Consider the following 16,246-nt stretch of genomic DNA (forward strand, 5'->3'; position numbering starts at 1 on the left):
CGCCCTGCACAGGGCCTAGTTGGGATTTCGCCATGTCGTCGAGGCGGGCGCGTGCGTGCGAGGCGAGACCCGTCGGCCGGCCCGGCGGAACAGGCTCGCGCAGGAGAGGAGAACCCGTGAAACCCCTACGCGTCCGCGAGGACGTCGAGCGGCAACGTGAACGCTTCTCGGCCGCCTGCCAGTCACTGCGCCGTGGCTACGCGGCGACGGGAACGTGCGGCAGCGTCTCGATGCGGACGGGAGACGCGCTCATGATCACGGTCGCGGTGGCCGGGGCAGGGGACGACGGGCCCGTGCCGCCCCGCCAGGGCGTCGTGCTGATCGACCCCGTCCAGGGCCTGCCGTTGCTGGGGGAGACCGAATGGCCCCCGGCCGAGACGTCAGGACACCTCGCCATCCACCGGCGGCTGCCGGACGTCGGAGTGGTGATCCACGTACCCGAGGCCTCCTCCGTGGCTCCGGTCGCCGACACCCTGGTGACCCCTCTCGGCGACGTCACCGCCGAAGCCCCGGCCACCTTGCTCCGGTACCGGGGCGGCCTCTTCGTCCGGGGCCGCGACCTCGGCGAAGCGCGTCGCGGACTGGAAGAGCTGGAAGCCCTGGCCCGTCCGCCCTCGCGACCCTTGGCGCACCCTTCGTGCTCGCCGGACGGCATCCACGAGACCGAGGCGGTCGAGGTGATCACCCGGTGACGCTGCTGCGGATCATGCCGGAAGGCGAACCGGAGACGGTACGGGTGTGGACGGACGACTTCGACGCCATCCGCAAGGAACTGCTCAGGATCGGTGTGCGCTTCGCGCGCTGGCACGCGGCCCGCCGCATCCCGGCCGGCGCCGACGACGCCACCGTCATGAACGCCTACCGGAGCCACATCGACCATGTCAGGGCCGAGAGCGGTTACCAGGCGGTCGACATCGCGCGCCTGGTCGCCGGCCCCGCCGGCCCCGCCGGGTCCGCCCGGCCCGGACCGGGGCAGCCAACCCGGGAGAAGCTTCTCAAGGAACACTTCCACGACGAGGATCTGGTGCGCTTCGTCGTCTCGGGGCTCGGCTGCTTCTATCTCCATGCCGCCGCCCAGGTGTACGCGGTGCTGTGTACCGCCGGCGACATGCTGTCCGTTCCCAGCCGCACGGCGCACTGGTTCGACGCGGGCGCCAGCCCCAGTTACACCGCCATCCGTTTCCGCGGGAAGCGGAACGGCCCGATTACCCGCCTCCTGCCGGACGGCATCGCGTCCCGGTTCCCGACCCTCGACGATCTCCTGCCGACCTCATGAACCCGACGTCGTAGCCCGCCTCCTCAGCCGTGAAGCCGGCGCTTCATCGGCCGTGGAGCCCCGAAGTACGCACCGCACCCGCACCCGCACCCGCCCCCGAATCCGGGGCCGGCCGCTCCAGCCGATCCGTACACATCCGGGAGATCGAAAGTGGTACGAGAAGCAGCACACAGTCCAGTGTCAACACGCCCTCCCTGCCGGGAAGTTGAGGAGGCGCCGGATTCCGGCGCCCCTGCCACGTTCGGGCAGCTACTGCGGGCCCACCGCAAGCAGCGAGGGCTCTCGCTCGCGCAGCTCGCCACTCGGGTGCACTTCAACCGGGGCCATGTCAGCAAGATCGAAACCGGCAAGCGGCCGCCCTCCGTGAGCTTCGCGGAGGCCTGTGACCGGGCGCTGGACGTGGGGCACACCTTCGCCCCCATCGCCTCGGCCCTCGAAGCCGCCGCGCGCCAGCAACAGGGTTGGGTCCAACCGGGCCAACTGCCGCCCACCAAGCGCCACTTCGTGGGCCGCCAGGACTTCATCGAACGCCTGGACCGGCTGTTACAACGCCAGGAGGAGTCCCTCGCGGTACCGGTCGCGGTGATCAACGGGCCGCCGGGGGTGGGGAAGACGGCGCTGGCCGTCCAGTGGGCGCACCGGGCGGTCAACGAGGGCCACTTCCCCGACGGCCAGCTCTTCGTGAACCTGGAGGGCCCCGAGCCGGGCGCCGCCGCCGACCCCGTCGACGTGCTCGGGGATCTGCTCCGCGCCGTGGGTGTCCCCGCCGACCGCGTCCCGGCGGACCTGGACCAGCGCGCCGCCACGCTCCGCTCGTATCTGCACGGCCGCGAGGTCCTGCTGGTCCTGGACAATGCCGCTGACGCCCAGCAGATCTCCCCTCTGCTGCCCGGTTCCTCCGGCTGCGCCGTCGTGGTGACCAGCCGTTCGCGGCTGCCCGGTCTGCTCTCGCTGGTGGAGCCCGTCACCCTGCCGCTGGCCGAACTGCGCCGGCCCGAGGCCGCGATGCTGATCCGCGCGAACATCGGTGACGTACGTGCCGATGCCGACCCCGGGGCGGTCGCGGTGCTGGCCGAACGCTGCGGGCGGCTTCCCCTGGCGCTGGTCCTGGCCGCCGAGCACATCGTCAGCCATCAGCACCGAAGCGCCGATACGCTGGCCACGGAACTGGGTCCGGAGCAGGCCCGGTTGAACCTCGCGGAGGGCGACGTCGTGCTCCGCAACGCGTTCGCCACCTCCTACAAGGCACTGGACGAACCGAGCGCCCGCATGTTCCGGCTGCTCGGGCGGCTCCCGGGCCATCTGATCGACGCGAACGTCACGGCGGCGACCGCGGGGGTGACTCAGGACGAGGCCTCACGGTTGTTGCGCGGCCTCGCCGGCGCGCATCTGATTCAGCGTCAGGACGAGCGGCACTACTTCATGCACGACCTCTTGCGGGTCTATGCGGCAGATCTCGCGCGGCAGTTGGACGGTGAGGCCGAGCGCGCGAAGGCGGTGCGGCACACGGTCGAGCCGGTGGCCGTCGCCGTGCGGCCGTCCGCACTGGAGTCCCTCGTCGCGTAGTGCCCCGCGCGGGCGGTCAGGGCCCGGGCCCCGTGGTGTGACCGGGGCGCCGGGCTCAGGTGGTCGCGAGTCGCTCGGCGAGAGACGTCTCGACGAGGGCCGCGGCCATCTGCTCGGCGCGGTCGACGGCCCGGTCGACCGACTGCATGGAGTGGACGATGGTGGCGCCCTCGTGGAGGATCAGGACCTGGGCGGCCAGAGCCGCGGGATCCTGTGCGCCGGCCTCCGTGGCGAGGTCCTCCAGGTAGGTGAGGAACCAGGCCTTCTGGTCGCGGGCGACCTCCCGGCCGGGATGGTTCGCGGGCAGCTCCACGGAAGCGTTGATGAAGGCGCAGCCCCGCAGGTTCCGCTCGTGCATCCAGTCGCGCAGTGCGGTGAAGGTGGCCAGAATCTTCTGGCTGGCCGGCCCCTCGTGACTGTTGACGTACGTGACCAGAGTGGATCGCCACAGCCCGTCACGGGCGCGCAGATACGCGACGATGAGGTCGTCCTTCGAGCCGAAGCGGTCGTAGAGGGTCTTCTTGGTGACCCCGGCCTCCTCCGCGATCGCGTCGACGCCCACGGCCCGGATCCCCTGCTCGTAGAACAGGCGCGAGGCGGTCTCGAGGATCTTCACACCGGCCGGTGTGAGGTGCTGTATGCCGCGTCGCTTGCCGCTTCGACCGGTGCTCTCGCTGCTCGTAGTCACGATCGAACGGTACACCTATCGGTATACCTGCGACAGCTGTCCTGTCGGTCCGAGTACCGGACGCCGGCCGGAAACGAGGGGTGGATTCCACCGCACTCAGGCGGTGAACGAGCCCTCGTGCAGCGGTACTTGAAGGCGCGGTCGAGCCTCCCCGCCACCGGCTGTCCGCGCCGGACCGGCGCTGCCCGGGTCCCCTGATCCATGACATGCCACTGATGGCCCAATAGGGCCCCTGAGCCGTTCGGTCGGTCACGCTGTGCGGGCTGATGCCGATCGTGTGCGAAGCGACGCGTCAACGCCGTTGTCACAGTGGGGTGTTCCGGGCCTTTCGCGCCTGAACTCGGAAGATTGGGAGGGCGGATGGCCGAGGCCTGCGCCATCGATGTCGTCGTCTTCGACGTACTCGGCACCATGGTCGACGAACCGGGCGGACTGCGGGCAGCCGTGCGCGAAGCGCTGCCCGAGGGTGACGAGGTGACCGTCGGGGAGCTGGTCACCGTCTGGCAGGACCACGTGGAACACGAACAGCGGCGCATGGAGAAGGGCAGCCGGGCCTACGCCAACTCGGAGGCCCTGGACCGCGAGGCGGCAGAACGGGTGGCCGCCCGCGCCGGGCTCACCGACCGTGCGGCCATCGGGCGCCTGGCCACCGCCGCGCAGCGGCTCGCACCCTGGGGCGACTCCCTGGGTGGCCTCGCCCGGCTCGCGCAGCGCTTTCCGGTCCTGGGACTGACCAACGCCGGCCGCGCGACGCTGCTCCGGCTCAACTCCCACGCGGAGCTGCGCTGGCACCTGGCACTGTCGGCGGAGGACGCCCGCGCGTACAAGCCCGCGCCGGAGGTCTACCGGCTCGCCCTCGACGCTGCGGGCTGCCCGCCGGAGCGTGTGCTGATGGTTGCCGCCCACGCCTGGGACCTGCGCGGCGCCCAGGCGCTGGGCATGAGCACCGCCTATGTGCGCCGCCCGGTCGGCGACCCGCCGCGCACGTCCGACACGTTCCACTGGCACGCGGAGAGCCTCGACGACTTGGCGGCCGCGCTGACAGCGGCGTGAGGAGTTCCGGGGACGCCGTCGACGGCCGCGGGGGAGTGGCGACCGCGGCCGTCGACGGGGCGGGGCGTCAGAACCGGGACAGCGACGGCGGGGACACCGGGGTGATCACATTGCCGCCGCGCACGATGGGCAGCGCCCGGATGTGACCGGCGGGAGCCGTGGCGCCGGGGGCGAACAGGCTCACCTGGCGTTCCAGTTCGTAGCGGTTGTCGACGGGCGGGAACTGGGTCATGCCGGTGCACGACAGGCTGAGCGGGGTGCGGGATTCGAGGGTGAGGGTCGGCTCGTCGCGGCGCTCGATGGTGACCGTCACGAGGATGACGTCGTGCTCGGTGAAGCGGGGCGGGGTCGCCGACATCAGCCGCAGATTGCTCTGGGCGTGAGTGTCGGCGTCCCTGAGGGCGATGGTGACCTTGAACTCCCGGTCCGGGGAGGTGCCTTCGAGGTGGAAGTCGATGGTGCGCAGCAGCACGCTCTTGGCCGGGCTGCGATGCGGGTCGGCTTCAGTCCGCTGTTTGATGCCGCCCATGAGGTTGGCCCTGATCACCGCGTCGTTCAGTTCGATGACGCTGTTGGCGCCGGTCATGTTCGACGGGATCTCGGTGCCGATGGCCGGCATGTCCGTCGAGGAGTTCACGCTCGTCCGGTGCGGGGCGGCCGCGACGGAGGAGGTGCCCGTGCTGAGGGCGGACGCGGCGATCAGGACGGCGGCCGCCGTCGCGGCCAGGCGTGCGGAATGGGCTCGGTTCATGCCGGGTGAACGATCACGAGGCGCTCCTCGTATCGCCCGCCCCGGGACAAATGCGCACCAATGAGTGCGAAGGGCCGGACTCGGCCAGCGAGCCCCGAGCGCCCGGGTCTCACATACGACGCCAGCGTGCCGAGGCGAAGGAGAAGGCGCCGAACAGCATCAGTCCGATCGCGACCGCGACCAACAGCCAGGGACCGACGGGTGTGGCGGCGAGGCTGCGCAGCGTGGCGTCCACGCCCTTGGCCTGCTGGGGGTCGAAGCGGATGGCCGCGAACAGCACGAAGATTCCCGCCGCCGCGCCCACCATGCCGCGTGCCACCCCGCCGCCCACACCGAGAGCGGTGACGACCTGGCGGGTGCCCGTGGGCGAGGACGAGAGGTCGAGGCGGCGCAGGAAGCGGCGCATCGCCGCGCGGACGGCGATCCCCACGCCGACGCCGATGAGGACACAGCCCCCGGCGCCCACCAGCTGCTGCCCATAAGGGAGTTGGAGTGCGGTGCGGGTCCAGTCGCGGGACTTCGCGTCGCCGCCGCTTCCCCGGTCCCCGGTGGCGAAGGCGGCCGTCCCCCAGCACACGGACGCGTAGAACACGGCCCGTCCGCCGTTCATGACGCGCGCGGTGACCTTGCCGTCGCGGCCGCGCCCACGCACCGCCACGATCCCGCGCCACACGGCCATGCAGCCGAACCCCACGGCCAGTGCCCACAGCACCGCGATGCCGAAGGGCTTCCCGGCCACCTCGGCCAGTGCCCCCTCGCGGTCTGCCTCGTGACCACCGGATCCGAAGGCTATGCGGATCGCGAGCACGCCGATCAGGACGTACACGACACCTCGGGCGACGAACCCCGCTCGGCCCGCCGCGCCGACCGTCTCCTCCTGTGTGAGGCCGTTCCGGCCCAGCCGACTGCCGTTCCTGTGTATGTGTGACGATGCCACGTTTCCCCCACCTTCCTGACGCCTGGACGCGGCACGCGTCCCTGGTCGCCGGGTGCCCCGGAGGGGCCCGCCCATGCGTCGGGCCGGTCCCTCGCTTCAGACGCGAGGAACCGGCCCGGTGGCGGCCGAAGGCCGGCCGCCCGCTGCGGTCAGGCCTTGGCCTGCATGTCCCGCCGTGCGGGGTTGCCCTGCTGCTCGGCCTTGGGGTCCTTCTCGTCCGCCTTGGCGCGGACGCCCTGCTCGATGCGCTCACCGATCGACTTGTCGATGTTGGACCAGTACTCGAAGGCCCTTCGCAGGACCGGCTCGGTCACTCCGTTGAGGAGGTGGCCCACGACGTTGTCCACGAGCCGGTCACGGGCCGCGTCGTCGAGGACCTCGCGCACCATGGTGCCTGCCTGGCCCCAGTCGTCGTCCTCGGCGTGGTCGACGTATGCCGCGCGGGTGATCTCCCCGTCTGCGGTCCAGCTGGGCGGGCTCCCGTACCGCTGCGTGTCGGCGGCGGGGCCGCCCTTCGAGTTCGGCGCGTACACGGGGTCGGACGTCTTGCGATACGCCATCGCCCCGTCCTTCGAGTACGTGTTGACCGGGACGACGGGCGCGTTGACGGGCAGCTGCTGGTAGTTCGCGCCGATGCGGTAGCGGTGCGCGTCCGCGTACGAGAAGAGCCTGGCGAGCAGCATGCGGTCCGGGCTCGGGCCGATCCCCGGGACCAGGTTGTTCGGCTGGAACGCCGCCTGCTCGATCTCGGCGTGGTTGTCGGTGGGATTGCGGTCCAGGGTCATCCGGCCGACCTCGATCAGCGGATAGTCACCGTGCGGCCACACCTTGGTGAGGTCGAACGGGTTGAACCGGTAGTCCGCCGCGTCCTCGTACGGCATCACCTGCACGTGCAGCGTCCAGCTCGGGTACTCGCCGTCACGGATGTGCTCGAAGAGGTCCCGCGTGTGGTAATCGGTGTCCGCGGAGGCCATCTGGTCGGCCTCGTCCTGGGTGAAGAACTCGACGCCCTGGTCGGTCTTGAAGTGGTACTTCACCCAGAAGCGCTGACCCTGGGCGTTGATCCACATGTAGGTGTGCGAGGTGTAGCCGTTCATGTGGCGCCACGTGCGCGGGATGCCGCGGTCGCCCATGAGCCAGGTGACCTGGTGGGCGGACTCGGGGGAGAGCGTCCAGAAGTCCCACTGCATGTCGTGGTCGCGCAGGTTGTTGTCGGCACGGCGCTTCTGGGACCGGATGAAGTGCTGGAACTTCATCGGATCCTTGACGAAGAACACGGGGGTGTTGTTGCCCACCATGTCGTAGTTGCCTTCGCTGGTGTAGAACTTCAGCGCGAAACCGCGCGGGTCCCGCCAGGTGTCCGGGCTGCCGCGCTCGCCCGCGACGGTGGAGAACCGGGCGACCAGATCGGTAGTGGTACCGGGCTGGAACAGCGCGGCCTTCGTGTAGGCACTGACGTCGTTGGTGACCTCGAAGTGGCCGAAGGCACCGCTTCCCTTGGCGTGCGGCTGGCGCTCGGGGATCCGCTCCCGGTTGAACTGTGCCATCTGCTCGATCAGGTAGGAGTCCTGGAGCAGGATCGGTCCGCCCGGGCCGACGGTGAGGGAATGTTCGTCGCTCTCCACCGGTGCGCCGGAATCGGCGGTGGTCGGCTGGCGTGGCGTGTCTGTCATCGGTCTGCCCTCCGTCATTGCGGTGCGCGATGCAACGTACTCAGGCCGTGATCACGAAATGGAAATCGCGGCACTACGCGTGTAGCCGCCACAGGGGGTCGGCAAACCCGCGCATATCCGTCAGGTAATGGCGAATATCGACGGGCATCGGACGTCGGGGGCTCTGGCTCCGTCCGGTAATCACCCCGAACGGCGTACGACGCCGGCGACCGGGCCCGGGAACAGCGGATCGACGCCTGGCTCGGCGACGCCTGACGCGCTCCCCGGTCGAGCAGAGCGCCAATTCAAACTCGGGCCAATCCGCGGGGCGCGCAGAGCCGAATCACTCACAGACGGGGGGCCGGACGGTCGGCCGTCGCTGTCGGTGTCGGGTTGAGGAGGCGCGCGGAGATGGAGCGGCGACAGATAGCCGTGGTGGGCAGCGGGGTGGCGGGACTGACCGCCGCCCATGTGTTGCAGCGGGTCTGCGACGTCACGCTGTACGAGGCCGATGACCGGCCGGGAGGGCACGCGCACACGCACGAGCTGACCCGGGACGCGGGGAAGGTGGTCCGGGTCGACAGCGGGTTCATCGTCCACAACGAACGCACCTACCCCCTGCTGCTGCGGCTGTTCCGGGAGCTCGGGGTGTCCACACAGGACTCGGAGATGAGCATGTCCGTGCGGTGCGACGGCTGTGGGCTGCAGTACGCGGGGGCCCGCGGCCTCGCGGGGCTCTTCGCCCAGCCGCGCAGCGTCGTACGGGGTCCCTATCTGCGGATGCTCGGCCAGGTGCCCGCCTTCCACCGGGCCGCGCGCGCGGCACTCGTCTCGGACCGCGAGGGCGCGCGGACGCTGGGCGAATTCCTGGCCGACGGCGGCTTCACGCCGTACTTCGTGCACCACTTCATGACCCCGCTGGTCTCCGCGGTGTGGTCGTGCGCACCCGAGATCGCCATGCGGTACCCGGCCACGTATCTCTTCAGGTTCCTCGAGCACCACGGGATGCTGTCGGTGCGCGGGGCGCCCAAGTGGAAGACGGTGACCGGCGGTTCGGCCGAGTACGTCAGCCGGGTCGTGAAGCAGCTGACCGCCGTTCACACCTCGACCCCCGTGCGGGCGGTGCGACGGGAGCCGGGCCGGGCCCGGGTGATCACAGGGGACGGGGAGGACACGTACGACGCCGTGGTGATCGCCGTCCACCCCGACCAGGCGCTCCGGCTCCTGGCCGACCCCACCCCGGACGAGGCCCGGGTCCTGGGCGCCTTCCGGTACTCGCGCAACCACACCGTGCTGCACACGGACGCCACCGTGCTGCCCACTGCCCACGGGGCCAGGGCGTCCTGGAACTACCGGATGCCCTCCTGTGCGTCGACGGCGGACAAGGTGCAGGTCAGCTACGACATGAGCCGGCTGCAGCGCCTCGAGGGACCGCACCCCTACATCGTCACCCTCAACGGCGAGGACAGGATCGACCCCGGCCGGGTCGTGGACCGCATGACCTACGAACACCCCGTCTACACAAGGGAGTCCGTGGCCGCGCAACAGCACCTGCCGCGTCTGAACACGCCGGTGACCGCCTACGCGGGCGCCTATCACGGCTGGGGCTTCCACGAGGACGGCTGCCGGTCCGGCGTCCGCGCCGCCGCCGCTCTGGGGGTGCCGTGGTGACCGCCCCGGCCCTGGACCCGGCTCCCGGCTCCGTCCGTGCGCCCATGGCCCCCGCGCTCTACGAATGCGTGGTCTCCCACGCGCGGACGCTCCCGCTGCGGCACGGCTTCCGCCACCGCACCTACATGTGGCTGGTCGACCTCGACGACCTGCCCGCCCTGCCGCTCCCGCTGCTCCCGCTGGCCCGCTTCGACGCCCGCGACCACTTCGGCGGCACGGAAGCCTCACTGCGCGGCGGTCTCGACCGCTTCCTGGCGGCGCACGGCGTGCGCCTGGAAGGCGGCCGAGTCCTCATGCTCGGCAACGCGCGCGTACTGGGCTATGTGTTCAACCCCCTGACGCTGTACTGGTGTTACGGCCCGGGCGGTGACCTCGAGGCCGTGGTGGCCGAGGTACACAACACCTACGGCGAACGCCACTGCTACCTGCTGCGCACCGATGAACAGGGCGCCGCCTCGGTGGCCAAGGAGTTCTACGTGTCGCCGTTCTTCCCCGTCGACGGCTCCTACCGGATGCGCCTGCCGGAGCCCGGCGCGAGGCTTGAACTGAGCGTGCAGCTGCGGCGCGGCGGCGAGCGTCCGTTCACCGCCACCGTGCGGGGCGTACGCACCAGGGCCACCCCCGGGCGCCTGCTCGCCGCCGCGCTGCGTCACCCGTGGTCGACGGTCGCCGTCGCGGCCGGTATCCGCCGGCACGGCCTGTGGCTGTTCCTGCGCCGTCTGCCCGTCCATCCCCGACCCCGCCACTGTCCTCAGGAGGGCATGAAGTGAAGGCCGCTGTCTCGTACCCCGACGACCGGAGCGCGACCCCCGCACCGCGCGTGCGGGTGGACGCCTCCCGGTGGCCCGACGTGGCCAGGGTGCCCCGCAGCTCGCCGCTGCGCGCGCGGGTCGCCGAGCGGATCGTGCGCCGCGCGCTCGCCCGGCTGCCGTTGCGGGTCGAGCTGGGCGACGCCCCGCACACCGGCGACCAGGGGCCCCTCGTCCGGGTGCACGACCCGCAGGCGTTCTTCCGCCGGCTGGGCACGGACGGTCTGATCGGTTTCGGCGAGTCCTACATGGCGGGGGAGTGGGACACCGACGAGCTCGTCGACGTCCTCACCGTCCTCGCCGCCAACGTCGCCTCGCTCGTGCCGCGTCCGCTGCAGAGCCTGCGCGGACTCTGGGCGCGGCGCCACCCGGCTCCGCAGCGCAACACCCTGCACGGCGCGCGGACGAACATCAGCCGGCACTACGACCTGTCCAACGACCTGTTCGCCCTGTTCCTCGACGAGACCATGATGTACTCCGCCGCCCTCTTCCGAGGCTTCCCCGCCCAGTGGTCGAAACTGCCCGACGCCCAGCACCGCAAGATCGACCGGCTGCTCGATCTGGCCCAAGTCGGCCCAGGAACCAGGCTGTTGGAGGTCGGCACCGGCTGGGGCGAACTCGCCCTGCGCGCGGCCGACCGGGGCGCCCGGGTGAAAACCGTGACCCTCTCGCGGGAACAGCGCGACTACGCCGTCCAGCGCCTCGAAGCGGCCGGCCACGCGGACCGCGTCAGCGTCGAACTGTGTGACTACCGGCAGGTCACGGGTGATTTCGACGCCATCGTCAGCGTCGAGATGATCGAGGCGGTCGGTGAGGAGTACTGGCCCGTCTACTTCGACACCCTGGCCGGTCTGCTGGATCCCGGCGGCCGGATCGTGCTGCAGGCCATCACCATGCCCCACGAGCGCATGCTGGCCACCCGCGACACCTACACCTGGATCCACAAGTACATCTTCCCCGGCGGCCTCATCCCCTCCGTCGAAGCCATGGACCAGGCCGCCGGGGCGGCAGGCCTCACGACGGTGTACGACGACGCGTACGGAGCGCACTACGCCGAGACGCTGCGGCTGTGGCGCGAGCGCTTCGCCGCACAGGGCGAGCAGATCGCCGCGCTCGGCTTCGACGCCACCTTCACCAGGATGTGGGAGTTCTACCTCGCCTATTCCGAGGCCGGGTTCAGGGCCCGCTACCTGGACGTACACCAACTGGTGCTGACGAAGGCAGGTGCGCGATGAGGCCGCTGGCGCCTCGGCTCGCCGAGGCCGTCGAGGGATACCTCGGAGACCTGCCGGTACGGCTGCGCGCCTGGGACGGCAGCGAGGCCGGGCCGGCCGAGGCCCCGACGGTGGTGCTGCGCTCGCCGCGCGCGGTACGCCGACTGCTCTGGCAGCCCGGTGAACTGGGCCTGGCCCAGGCCTACATCGCGGGCGACCTCGACATCGAGGGCGATCTGACCACGGGACTCGGCGCCGTGTGGCGCTCGGTGCGCGAACGCGATCCGAACCCCGGCCGCCGGGTACCGCACCGGCACCTGGCCGCCGCCCTCACCGCGCTGCGCTGCGGTGCCGTCGGCCCGCGCCCGCCCGCCCCCGGCGCCCGGCAGGCCCGCCTGCGCGGCCGACCGCACACCACCGAGCGCGACCGGGCGGCGATCAGCCACCACTACGACCTGTCCAACGACTGGTACGCGCTGCTCCTGGACGAATCCATGGCGTACTCCTGCGCCTACTGGACCCGCCCCGACGACCCGCACTACGGACTGGCCGAGGCCCAGCGCGACAAGCTGGAACTGATCTGCCGCAAGCTGGCGCTGGCCCCCGGCGCCCGCCTCCTGGACGTGGGTTGCGGATGGGGAAGCCTGTCCCTCCACGCCGCCCAGCACTTCGGTGCCCGCGTCACCGCCGTCACCCTCTCCCGGGAACAGCGCGACTTCGTCGCCGCCCGCGTCCGCGAACGAGGCCTGGACGGCCTGGTGAAGGTGCACCTGCGGCACTACCGGGACATCGCCGGCGCCGACTACGACGCCGTCTGCGCGATCGAGATGGGTGAACACGTCGGCGAGGCGCAGTACCCGGGCTTCGCCGCACGCCTGCACGCCCTGCTCCGCCCCGGCGGCCGGCTGCTGATCCAGCAGATGTCGCGCACCGGAACCGCCCCCGGCGGCGGCGCGTTCATCGAGTCCTACATCGCCCCCGACATGCACATGCGGCCCCTGGGCGCCACCGTCGGGCTCCTGGAGAACGCCGGTCTCGAGGTGTGGGCGGTGGAGTCGCTGCGCGAGCACTACGTCCGCACCATCGCCTCCTGGTACGCCACCCTGGAGGCACGCTGGGCCGAGTTCGTGGCGCTGGCCGGGCAGGAGACGGCCCGGGTCTGGCGCCTGTATCTGGCCGGAGGCGGCCTCGCCTTCGCCGAGCGCCGCATGGGCGTCGACCAGATCCTCGCCGTACGCCCGGCAACGGACGCCACGGCCCGCATGCCCGCCACCCTGCACGACTGGTACCGGCCGAGGGAGACGACATGACCGGCTTCCCGTGGCAGGCCTTCGCCAACAACCTGGCCCTGACCGCCGTTACCGCGCTCGCCGTCGTCCTCGTCACCTTCGCCGTCGCGGTGGTCAAAGGCCGTCACCGCATCGTCGACATCGCGTGGGGCCTCGGGTTCGGCGCGGTGGCCGTGGTCACCTACGCGGCCTCCGCCGGCCACGGTGACGAGGCGCGACGGCTCCTGGTGACGTCGGCGACCGTGATCTGGGGGGTGCGCCTTGCCGCCCACATCGCCTGGCGCGGCCGGGGGCACGGCGAGGACCCCCGCTACGACCGGATGCTGTCCAAGGCCCCGGGCAGCCGCAACGCCTACGCCCTGCGCATGGTCTACCTCTTGCAGGGCGGACTCATCTGGCTGGTCTCGCTGCCCGTCCAGGCCGCCCAGTACACGCACGGACCACTCGTGCCGACCGCCGTGGTCGGGGGTCTGCTGTGGGCGGCCGGGCTGGTCTTCGAGACCGTGGGCGACTACCAGCTCGCCCGGTTCAAGGCCGACCCGGCACACCAGGGCCGGATCATGGACCGCAGCCTGTGGTCCTGGACCCGCCACCCCAACTACTTCGGGGACTTCCTCGTCTGGTGGGGCCTCTTCGCCCTGGCCTGTGGCTCCTGGCAGGCGGCGGCGGTGTCCGTCCTCTCGCCGCTCCTGATGTCGTTCCTGCTCACCCGGGGCAGCGGGCAGCGGCTCCTGGAGGAGCACATGAAGGACCGCCCCGGGTACACCGCCTACGCGGCCCGCACCAGCGGCTTCGTTCCGCTGCCGCCCCGCCGCCGGCCCACCTCGGACAAGCCCCGCCCCTGACCGTGACCGGTCAGGGGCCGCGGTGCGTCAGGACGTGGCGCCCTGCGGCACCTCGACACCGTGGGCGGTGACGAGGCGTGCCGTGCCGTCGACCAGGCGGTAGGACAGACCCACCACCGCGGTCGTACCCGCCGCGACCGCGTCCGAGAGGACCCGGGAGCGGTCGAGCAGCAGGCTCACGCTGTGCCTTATGTGCTCGGCGATGAATTCCTCGTCCTCGGTGTGGCCCGCGGCCTGCGAGGCCAGCACGCTGGGCGTGACCCGCTCGATGACGTCCTGGACGTAACCGGCCGCGGTCGTGCCGCTCTGCACGGCGGAGCGAGCGGCCGCCACGGCGCCGCACGCGTCGTGGCCGAGGACCACGACCAGCGGGGCGCCGAGCACGCTCACCCCGTACTCGATGCTCCCCAACACCTCCGCGCCCATGACGTGCCCGGCGGTGCGCACCACGAAGAGGTCACCGAGCCCACGGTCGAAGATGATCTCCGCGGCCAGCCGGGAGTCGGAGCACCCGAAGAGCACGGCGAACGGGTTCTGGCCGGGCGCGACCTCCGTACGACGCGCGGCGTCCTGGTTGGGGTGGTCCGGAGAACCGGTGACGAATCGCTGATTGCCACTCAGCAGCATCTCGAGGGCGGCACGGGGCGTGGGGGTCTGCGCAGAGGTCATGGGCGGCAGGCTACAACCCCGTCTGCCAGGCACTTCAGGGGAGTCCCCGCGAACCTCGCGGTCGGCGCGGCCTGGCCCGATCTGCCCGCCGGGAACCGCCGCGAGTAACTCGTAAGGGTGAGTGGCCAATCCGGCTGCCCACCCGCTCCGAATAGGAGCCGTGATGAAAATTCTGAGCAGAGGGATTCGCCTTCCGCTCGCAGCCCTGTCCGGACTGCTCGCCGGGTTCGCCGCACTGACCGTCGCGGAGCTGGTCTCCGCCGCCGTACGGCCGGAGTCCGGTCCGGTGATCGCGGTGGGCGGTGCGTCCATCGACCGCACGCCGCCTGCCCTGAAGGACTGGGCGATCCGGCACTTCGGGACCAACGACAAGCTCGTCCTGCAGCTCGGCATCCTCGCCGTCCTGGCCCTGTTCGCCCTCGCACTCGGTGTGCTGGCGTTGCGCTTTCGCCGTTCCGGGGCCGCCGGTGTGCTGCTGTTCGGACTCGTGGGAGCGCTGGCAGCGACCAGCCGGCCCGATTCGACGAGCGCGGCCGACGCGCTGCCTTCGGTGGTCGGCGCGGTGGCGGGCGCGGGACTGCTGTACTTCCTGATCGGACGGCTGACCTTGGGAGCCGGCAGCCCAACTGCCGCCCCGGACAAGGATGTTGAGGTCTCCAAGACCGGTGATGGTGAGGGCTCTCCCGGCTGGGACCGGCGCGGATTCGTGATCGCCGCCGGTGCCGCGGCCGCGGCCTCGTCCGGCGCGGGCCTCCTCGGCAGGTCGCTGAATGCCTCCCGTGGTCAAGGAGCGGTCGCCTCGCGCGCCAAGGTGTCGCTGCCGAACCCCGCGTCCCCCGCGAAGCCGGTCCCGCCCGGAGCGGTCCTGCACACGCCAGGGATCAGCCCGTTCGTGACCCCCAACGCCGACTTCTACCGTGTGGACACCGCCCTGGTGATCCCGAAGGTCGATGCCACCTCCTGGCGGATGAAGATCCACGGGAAGGGCGTGGGCCGTCCGCTGGAGCTCACCTTCCAGGACCTCCTGGGACGTCGGCTGATCGAGCGTGACATCACGCTGACGTGTGTCTCCAACGAGGTCGGCGGTCCCTACGTGGGCAACGCGCGCTGGATCGGGGTGCCCTTGGCCGACCTCCTCAAGGAGGCGGGGGTGAAGCCGCCGTCCCGGGGCGGCCCGGCCGATCAGCTGGTGGCGCGCTCGGTGGACGGCATGACGATCGGCACGCCGGTCGAGGACATCATGGACGGCCGGGACGCGATGCTGGCCGTCGGCATGAACGGCGAACCCCTCCCGTTCGTGCACGGCTTCCCGGTGCGGATGGTCGTCCCGGGCCTGTACGGCTACGTCTCGGCGTGCAAGTGGCTCCAGGACCTGGAGCTGACCACGTTCGACTCCTACGACTCGTACTGGGTCAAGCGGTCCTGGGCCCGGAAGGCGCCGATCAAGACCGAGTCGCGCATCGACACCCCGAAACCGTTCGCGCGCCCGAAGCCCGGCACGGTGATGATCGCCGGGGCCGCCTGGGCGCAGCACCGGGGGATCGACCGGGTCGAGGTGCGGGTCGACGACGGCGCCTGGACGCGGGCCGACCTCGCCACCGAGGACACCACGGACACCTGGCGCCAGTGGTCCCTGCCCTGGAAGGCCACCTCCGGCGCCCACACGCTGACGGTCCGCGCCACCGACCGCACCGGTCAGGTACAGACCGAGCAGCGGACCCAGACCATTCCGGACGGCGCCAGCGGCTGGCACTCGGTGGTGGTCACCGTGGACTGACCGCTCACTTCCCACCCCCACCGGGGCGCCGAACGCGCCCACACACCAC

The 16,246-nt window shown here is 71.3% G+C and carries 15 protein-coding genes; 10 read left to right on the forward strand and 5 right to left on the reverse strand.

The genetic code is table 11. The features are described from left to right. The first annotated feature begins 116 nt into the window (after positions 1 to 116). The 3 genes from ACFYZA_RS04685 (at position 117) to ACFYZA_RS04695 (ending at position 2,842) form a co-directional block, all read left to right on the forward strand. A complete protein-coding gene (locus ACFYZA_RS04685) occupies positions 117 to 692 on the forward strand; it encodes a class II aldolase/adducin family protein (protein ID WP_382588000.1) in 576 nt (191 codons plus the stop codon). Further along, positions 689 to 1,276, forward strand: coding sequence for a cupin (locus ACFYZA_RS04690; RefSeq protein ID WP_388487166.1), 588 nt, complete (start codon positions 689 to 691; stop codon positions 1,274 to 1,276). The genes ACFYZA_RS04685 and ACFYZA_RS04690 overlap by 4 nt, the downstream gene beginning before the upstream one ends. 177 nt (positions 1,277 to 1,453) lie before the next feature. Next, a complete protein-coding gene (locus ACFYZA_RS04695; RefSeq protein WP_388487168.1) occupies positions 1,454 to 2,842 on the forward strand; it encodes a helix-turn-helix domain-containing protein in 1,389 nt (462 codons plus the stop codon). A gap of 55 nt (positions 2,843 to 2,897) precedes the next feature. Here ACFYZA_RS04695 and ACFYZA_RS04700 read toward each other — a convergent pair whose 3' ends face one another. Further along, the gene (locus ACFYZA_RS04700) at positions 2,898 to 3,458 is read right to left on the reverse strand and encodes a TetR/AcrR family transcriptional regulator (protein ID WP_382588313.1); all 561 of its coding nucleotides are present in this window, start codon (positions 3,456 to 3,458) and stop codon (positions 2,898 to 2,900) included. Positions 3,459 to 3,890: 432 nt separating this feature from the next. Between ACFYZA_RS04700 and ACFYZA_RS04705 the strand changes: the two genes are divergently transcribed. Then, positions 3,891 to 4,583 carry a haloacid dehalogenase type II gene (locus ACFYZA_RS04705; RefSeq protein ID WP_388487170.1) on the forward strand — a complete coding sequence of 231 codons (693 nt, stop codon included), beginning with the start codon at positions 3,891 to 3,893 and terminating at the stop codon, positions 4,581 to 4,583. A 67-nt stretch (positions 4,584 to 4,650) separates the two neighbouring features. Here ACFYZA_RS04705 and ACFYZA_RS04710 read toward each other — a convergent pair whose 3' ends face one another. The 3 genes from ACFYZA_RS04710 to ACFYZA_RS04720 all read right to left on the reverse strand — a co-directional run bounded on the left by ACFYZA_RS04710 (position 4,651) and on the right by ACFYZA_RS04720 (position 7,944). Further along, positions 4,651 to 5,334 carry a hypothetical protein gene (locus tag ACFYZA_RS04710; RefSeq protein ID WP_388487173.1) on the reverse strand — a complete coding sequence of 228 codons (684 nt, stop codon included), beginning with the start codon at positions 5,332 to 5,334 and terminating at the stop codon, positions 4,651 to 4,653. A 109-nt stretch (positions 5,335 to 5,443) separates the two neighbouring features. After that, positions 5,444 to 6,271, reverse strand: coding sequence for a DUF1206 domain-containing protein (locus tag ACFYZA_RS04715; RefSeq protein ID WP_388487176.1), 828 nt, complete (start codon positions 6,269 to 6,271; stop codon positions 5,444 to 5,446). A gap of 149 nt (positions 6,272 to 6,420) precedes the next feature. Beyond that, entirely contained in the window at positions 6,421 to 7,944 is a 1,524-nt protein-coding gene (locus ACFYZA_RS04720) for a catalase (protein WP_388487178.1), read from the reverse strand. A gap of 390 nt (positions 7,945 to 8,334) precedes the next feature. Here ACFYZA_RS04720 and ACFYZA_RS04725 point away from each other — a divergent pair, with 390 nt between their 5' ends. Genes ACFYZA_RS04725 through ACFYZA_RS04745 form a run of 5 tightly spaced genes read left to right on the forward strand, consistent with a single transcriptional unit; the run spans position 8,335 to position 13,751 of the window. Beyond that, the gene (locus tag ACFYZA_RS04725; protein WP_388487181.1) at positions 8,335 to 9,594 is read left to right on the forward strand and encodes an NAD(P)/FAD-dependent oxidoreductase; all 1,260 of its coding nucleotides are present in this window, start codon (positions 8,335 to 8,337) and stop codon (positions 9,592 to 9,594) included. 44 nt (positions 9,595 to 9,638) lie between these two features. Beyond that, positions 9,639 to 10,364, forward strand: coding sequence for a DUF1365 domain-containing protein (locus ACFYZA_RS04730; RefSeq protein WP_388487995.1), 726 nt, complete (start codon positions 9,639 to 9,641; stop codon positions 10,362 to 10,364). Beyond that, positions 10,361 to 11,638 carry a class I SAM-dependent methyltransferase gene (locus ACFYZA_RS04735; protein WP_388487183.1) on the forward strand — a complete coding sequence of 426 codons (1,278 nt, stop codon included), beginning with the start codon at positions 10,361 to 10,363 and terminating at the stop codon, positions 11,636 to 11,638. Before ACFYZA_RS04730 ends, ACFYZA_RS04735 begins: the two co-directional genes overlap by 4 nt. Next, positions 11,635 to 12,927 (forward strand): class I SAM-dependent methyltransferase, encoded by a 1,293-nt coding sequence (locus ACFYZA_RS04740; protein WP_388487186.1) that lies wholly within the window; start codon positions 11,635 to 11,637, stop codon positions 12,925 to 12,927. The genes ACFYZA_RS04735 and ACFYZA_RS04740 overlap by 4 nt, the downstream gene beginning before the upstream one ends. After that, on the forward strand, positions 12,924 to 13,751 hold the full coding sequence (locus ACFYZA_RS04745) for a DUF1295 domain-containing protein (RefSeq protein WP_388487188.1): 828 nt from the start codon (positions 12,924 to 12,926) through the stop codon (positions 13,749 to 13,751). Before ACFYZA_RS04740 ends, ACFYZA_RS04745 begins: the two co-directional genes overlap by 4 nt. Before the next feature lie 27 nt (positions 13,752 to 13,778). Here the strand turns inward: ACFYZA_RS04745 and ACFYZA_RS04750 are convergent, their stop codons facing one another. Then, positions 13,779 to 14,420, reverse strand: coding sequence for a carbonic anhydrase (locus ACFYZA_RS04750; protein WP_382588024.1), 642 nt, complete (start codon positions 14,418 to 14,420; stop codon positions 13,779 to 13,781). Positions 14,421 to 14,583: 163 nt separating this feature from the next. Here ACFYZA_RS04750 and ACFYZA_RS04755 point away from each other — a divergent pair, with 163 nt between their 5' ends. Continuing rightward, positions 14,584 to 16,197, forward strand: coding sequence for a molybdopterin-dependent oxidoreductase (locus tag ACFYZA_RS04755; RefSeq protein ID WP_388487190.1), 1,614 nt, complete (start codon positions 14,584 to 14,586; stop codon positions 16,195 to 16,197). Positions 16,198 to 16,246: the final 49 nt, after the last annotated feature.

Origin of the sequence: Streptomyces sp. NPDC001828, from assembly GCF_042892175.1 — a bacterium.
Classification (GTDB): domain Bacteria; phylum Actinomycetota; class Actinomycetes; order Streptomycetales; family Streptomycetaceae; genus Streptomyces.

Bases quoted from the DNA above. Each gene is read 5' to 3' on its own strand.
- ACFYZA_RS04710 (WP_388487173.1), bottom strand. From the start codon at position 5,334: ATGAACCGAGCCCATTCCGCACGCCTGGCCGCGACGGCGGCCGCCGTC.
- ACFYZA_RS04740 (WP_388487186.1), top strand. From the start codon at position 11,635: ATGAGGCCGCTGGCGCCTCGGCTCGCCGAGGCCGTCGAGGGATACCTC.
- ACFYZA_RS04750 (WP_382588024.1), bottom strand. From the start codon at position 14,420: ATGACCTCTGCGCAGACCCCCACGCCCCGTGCCGCCCTCGAGATGCTG.
- ACFYZA_RS04730 (WP_388487995.1), top strand. From the start codon at position 9,639: ATGGCCCCCGCGCTCTACGAATGCGTGGTCTCCCACGCGCGGACGCTC.
- ACFYZA_RS04755 (WP_388487190.1), top strand. From the start codon at position 14,584: ATGAAAATTCTGAGCAGAGGGATTCGCCTTCCGCTCGCAGCCCTGTCC.
- ACFYZA_RS04705 (WP_388487170.1), top strand. From the start codon at position 3,891: ATGGCCGAGGCCTGCGCCATCGATGTCGTCGTCTTCGACGTACTCGGC.
- ACFYZA_RS04745 (WP_388487188.1), top strand. From the start codon at position 12,924: ATGACCGGCTTCCCGTGGCAGGCCTTCGCCAACAACCTGGCCCTGACC.
- ACFYZA_RS04720 (WP_388487178.1), bottom strand. From the start codon at position 7,944: ATGACAGACACGCCACGCCAGCCGACCACCGCCGATTCCGGCGCACCG.
- ACFYZA_RS04725 (WP_388487181.1), top strand. From the start codon at position 8,335: ATGGAGCGGCGACAGATAGCCGTGGTGGGCAGCGGGGTGGCGGGACTG.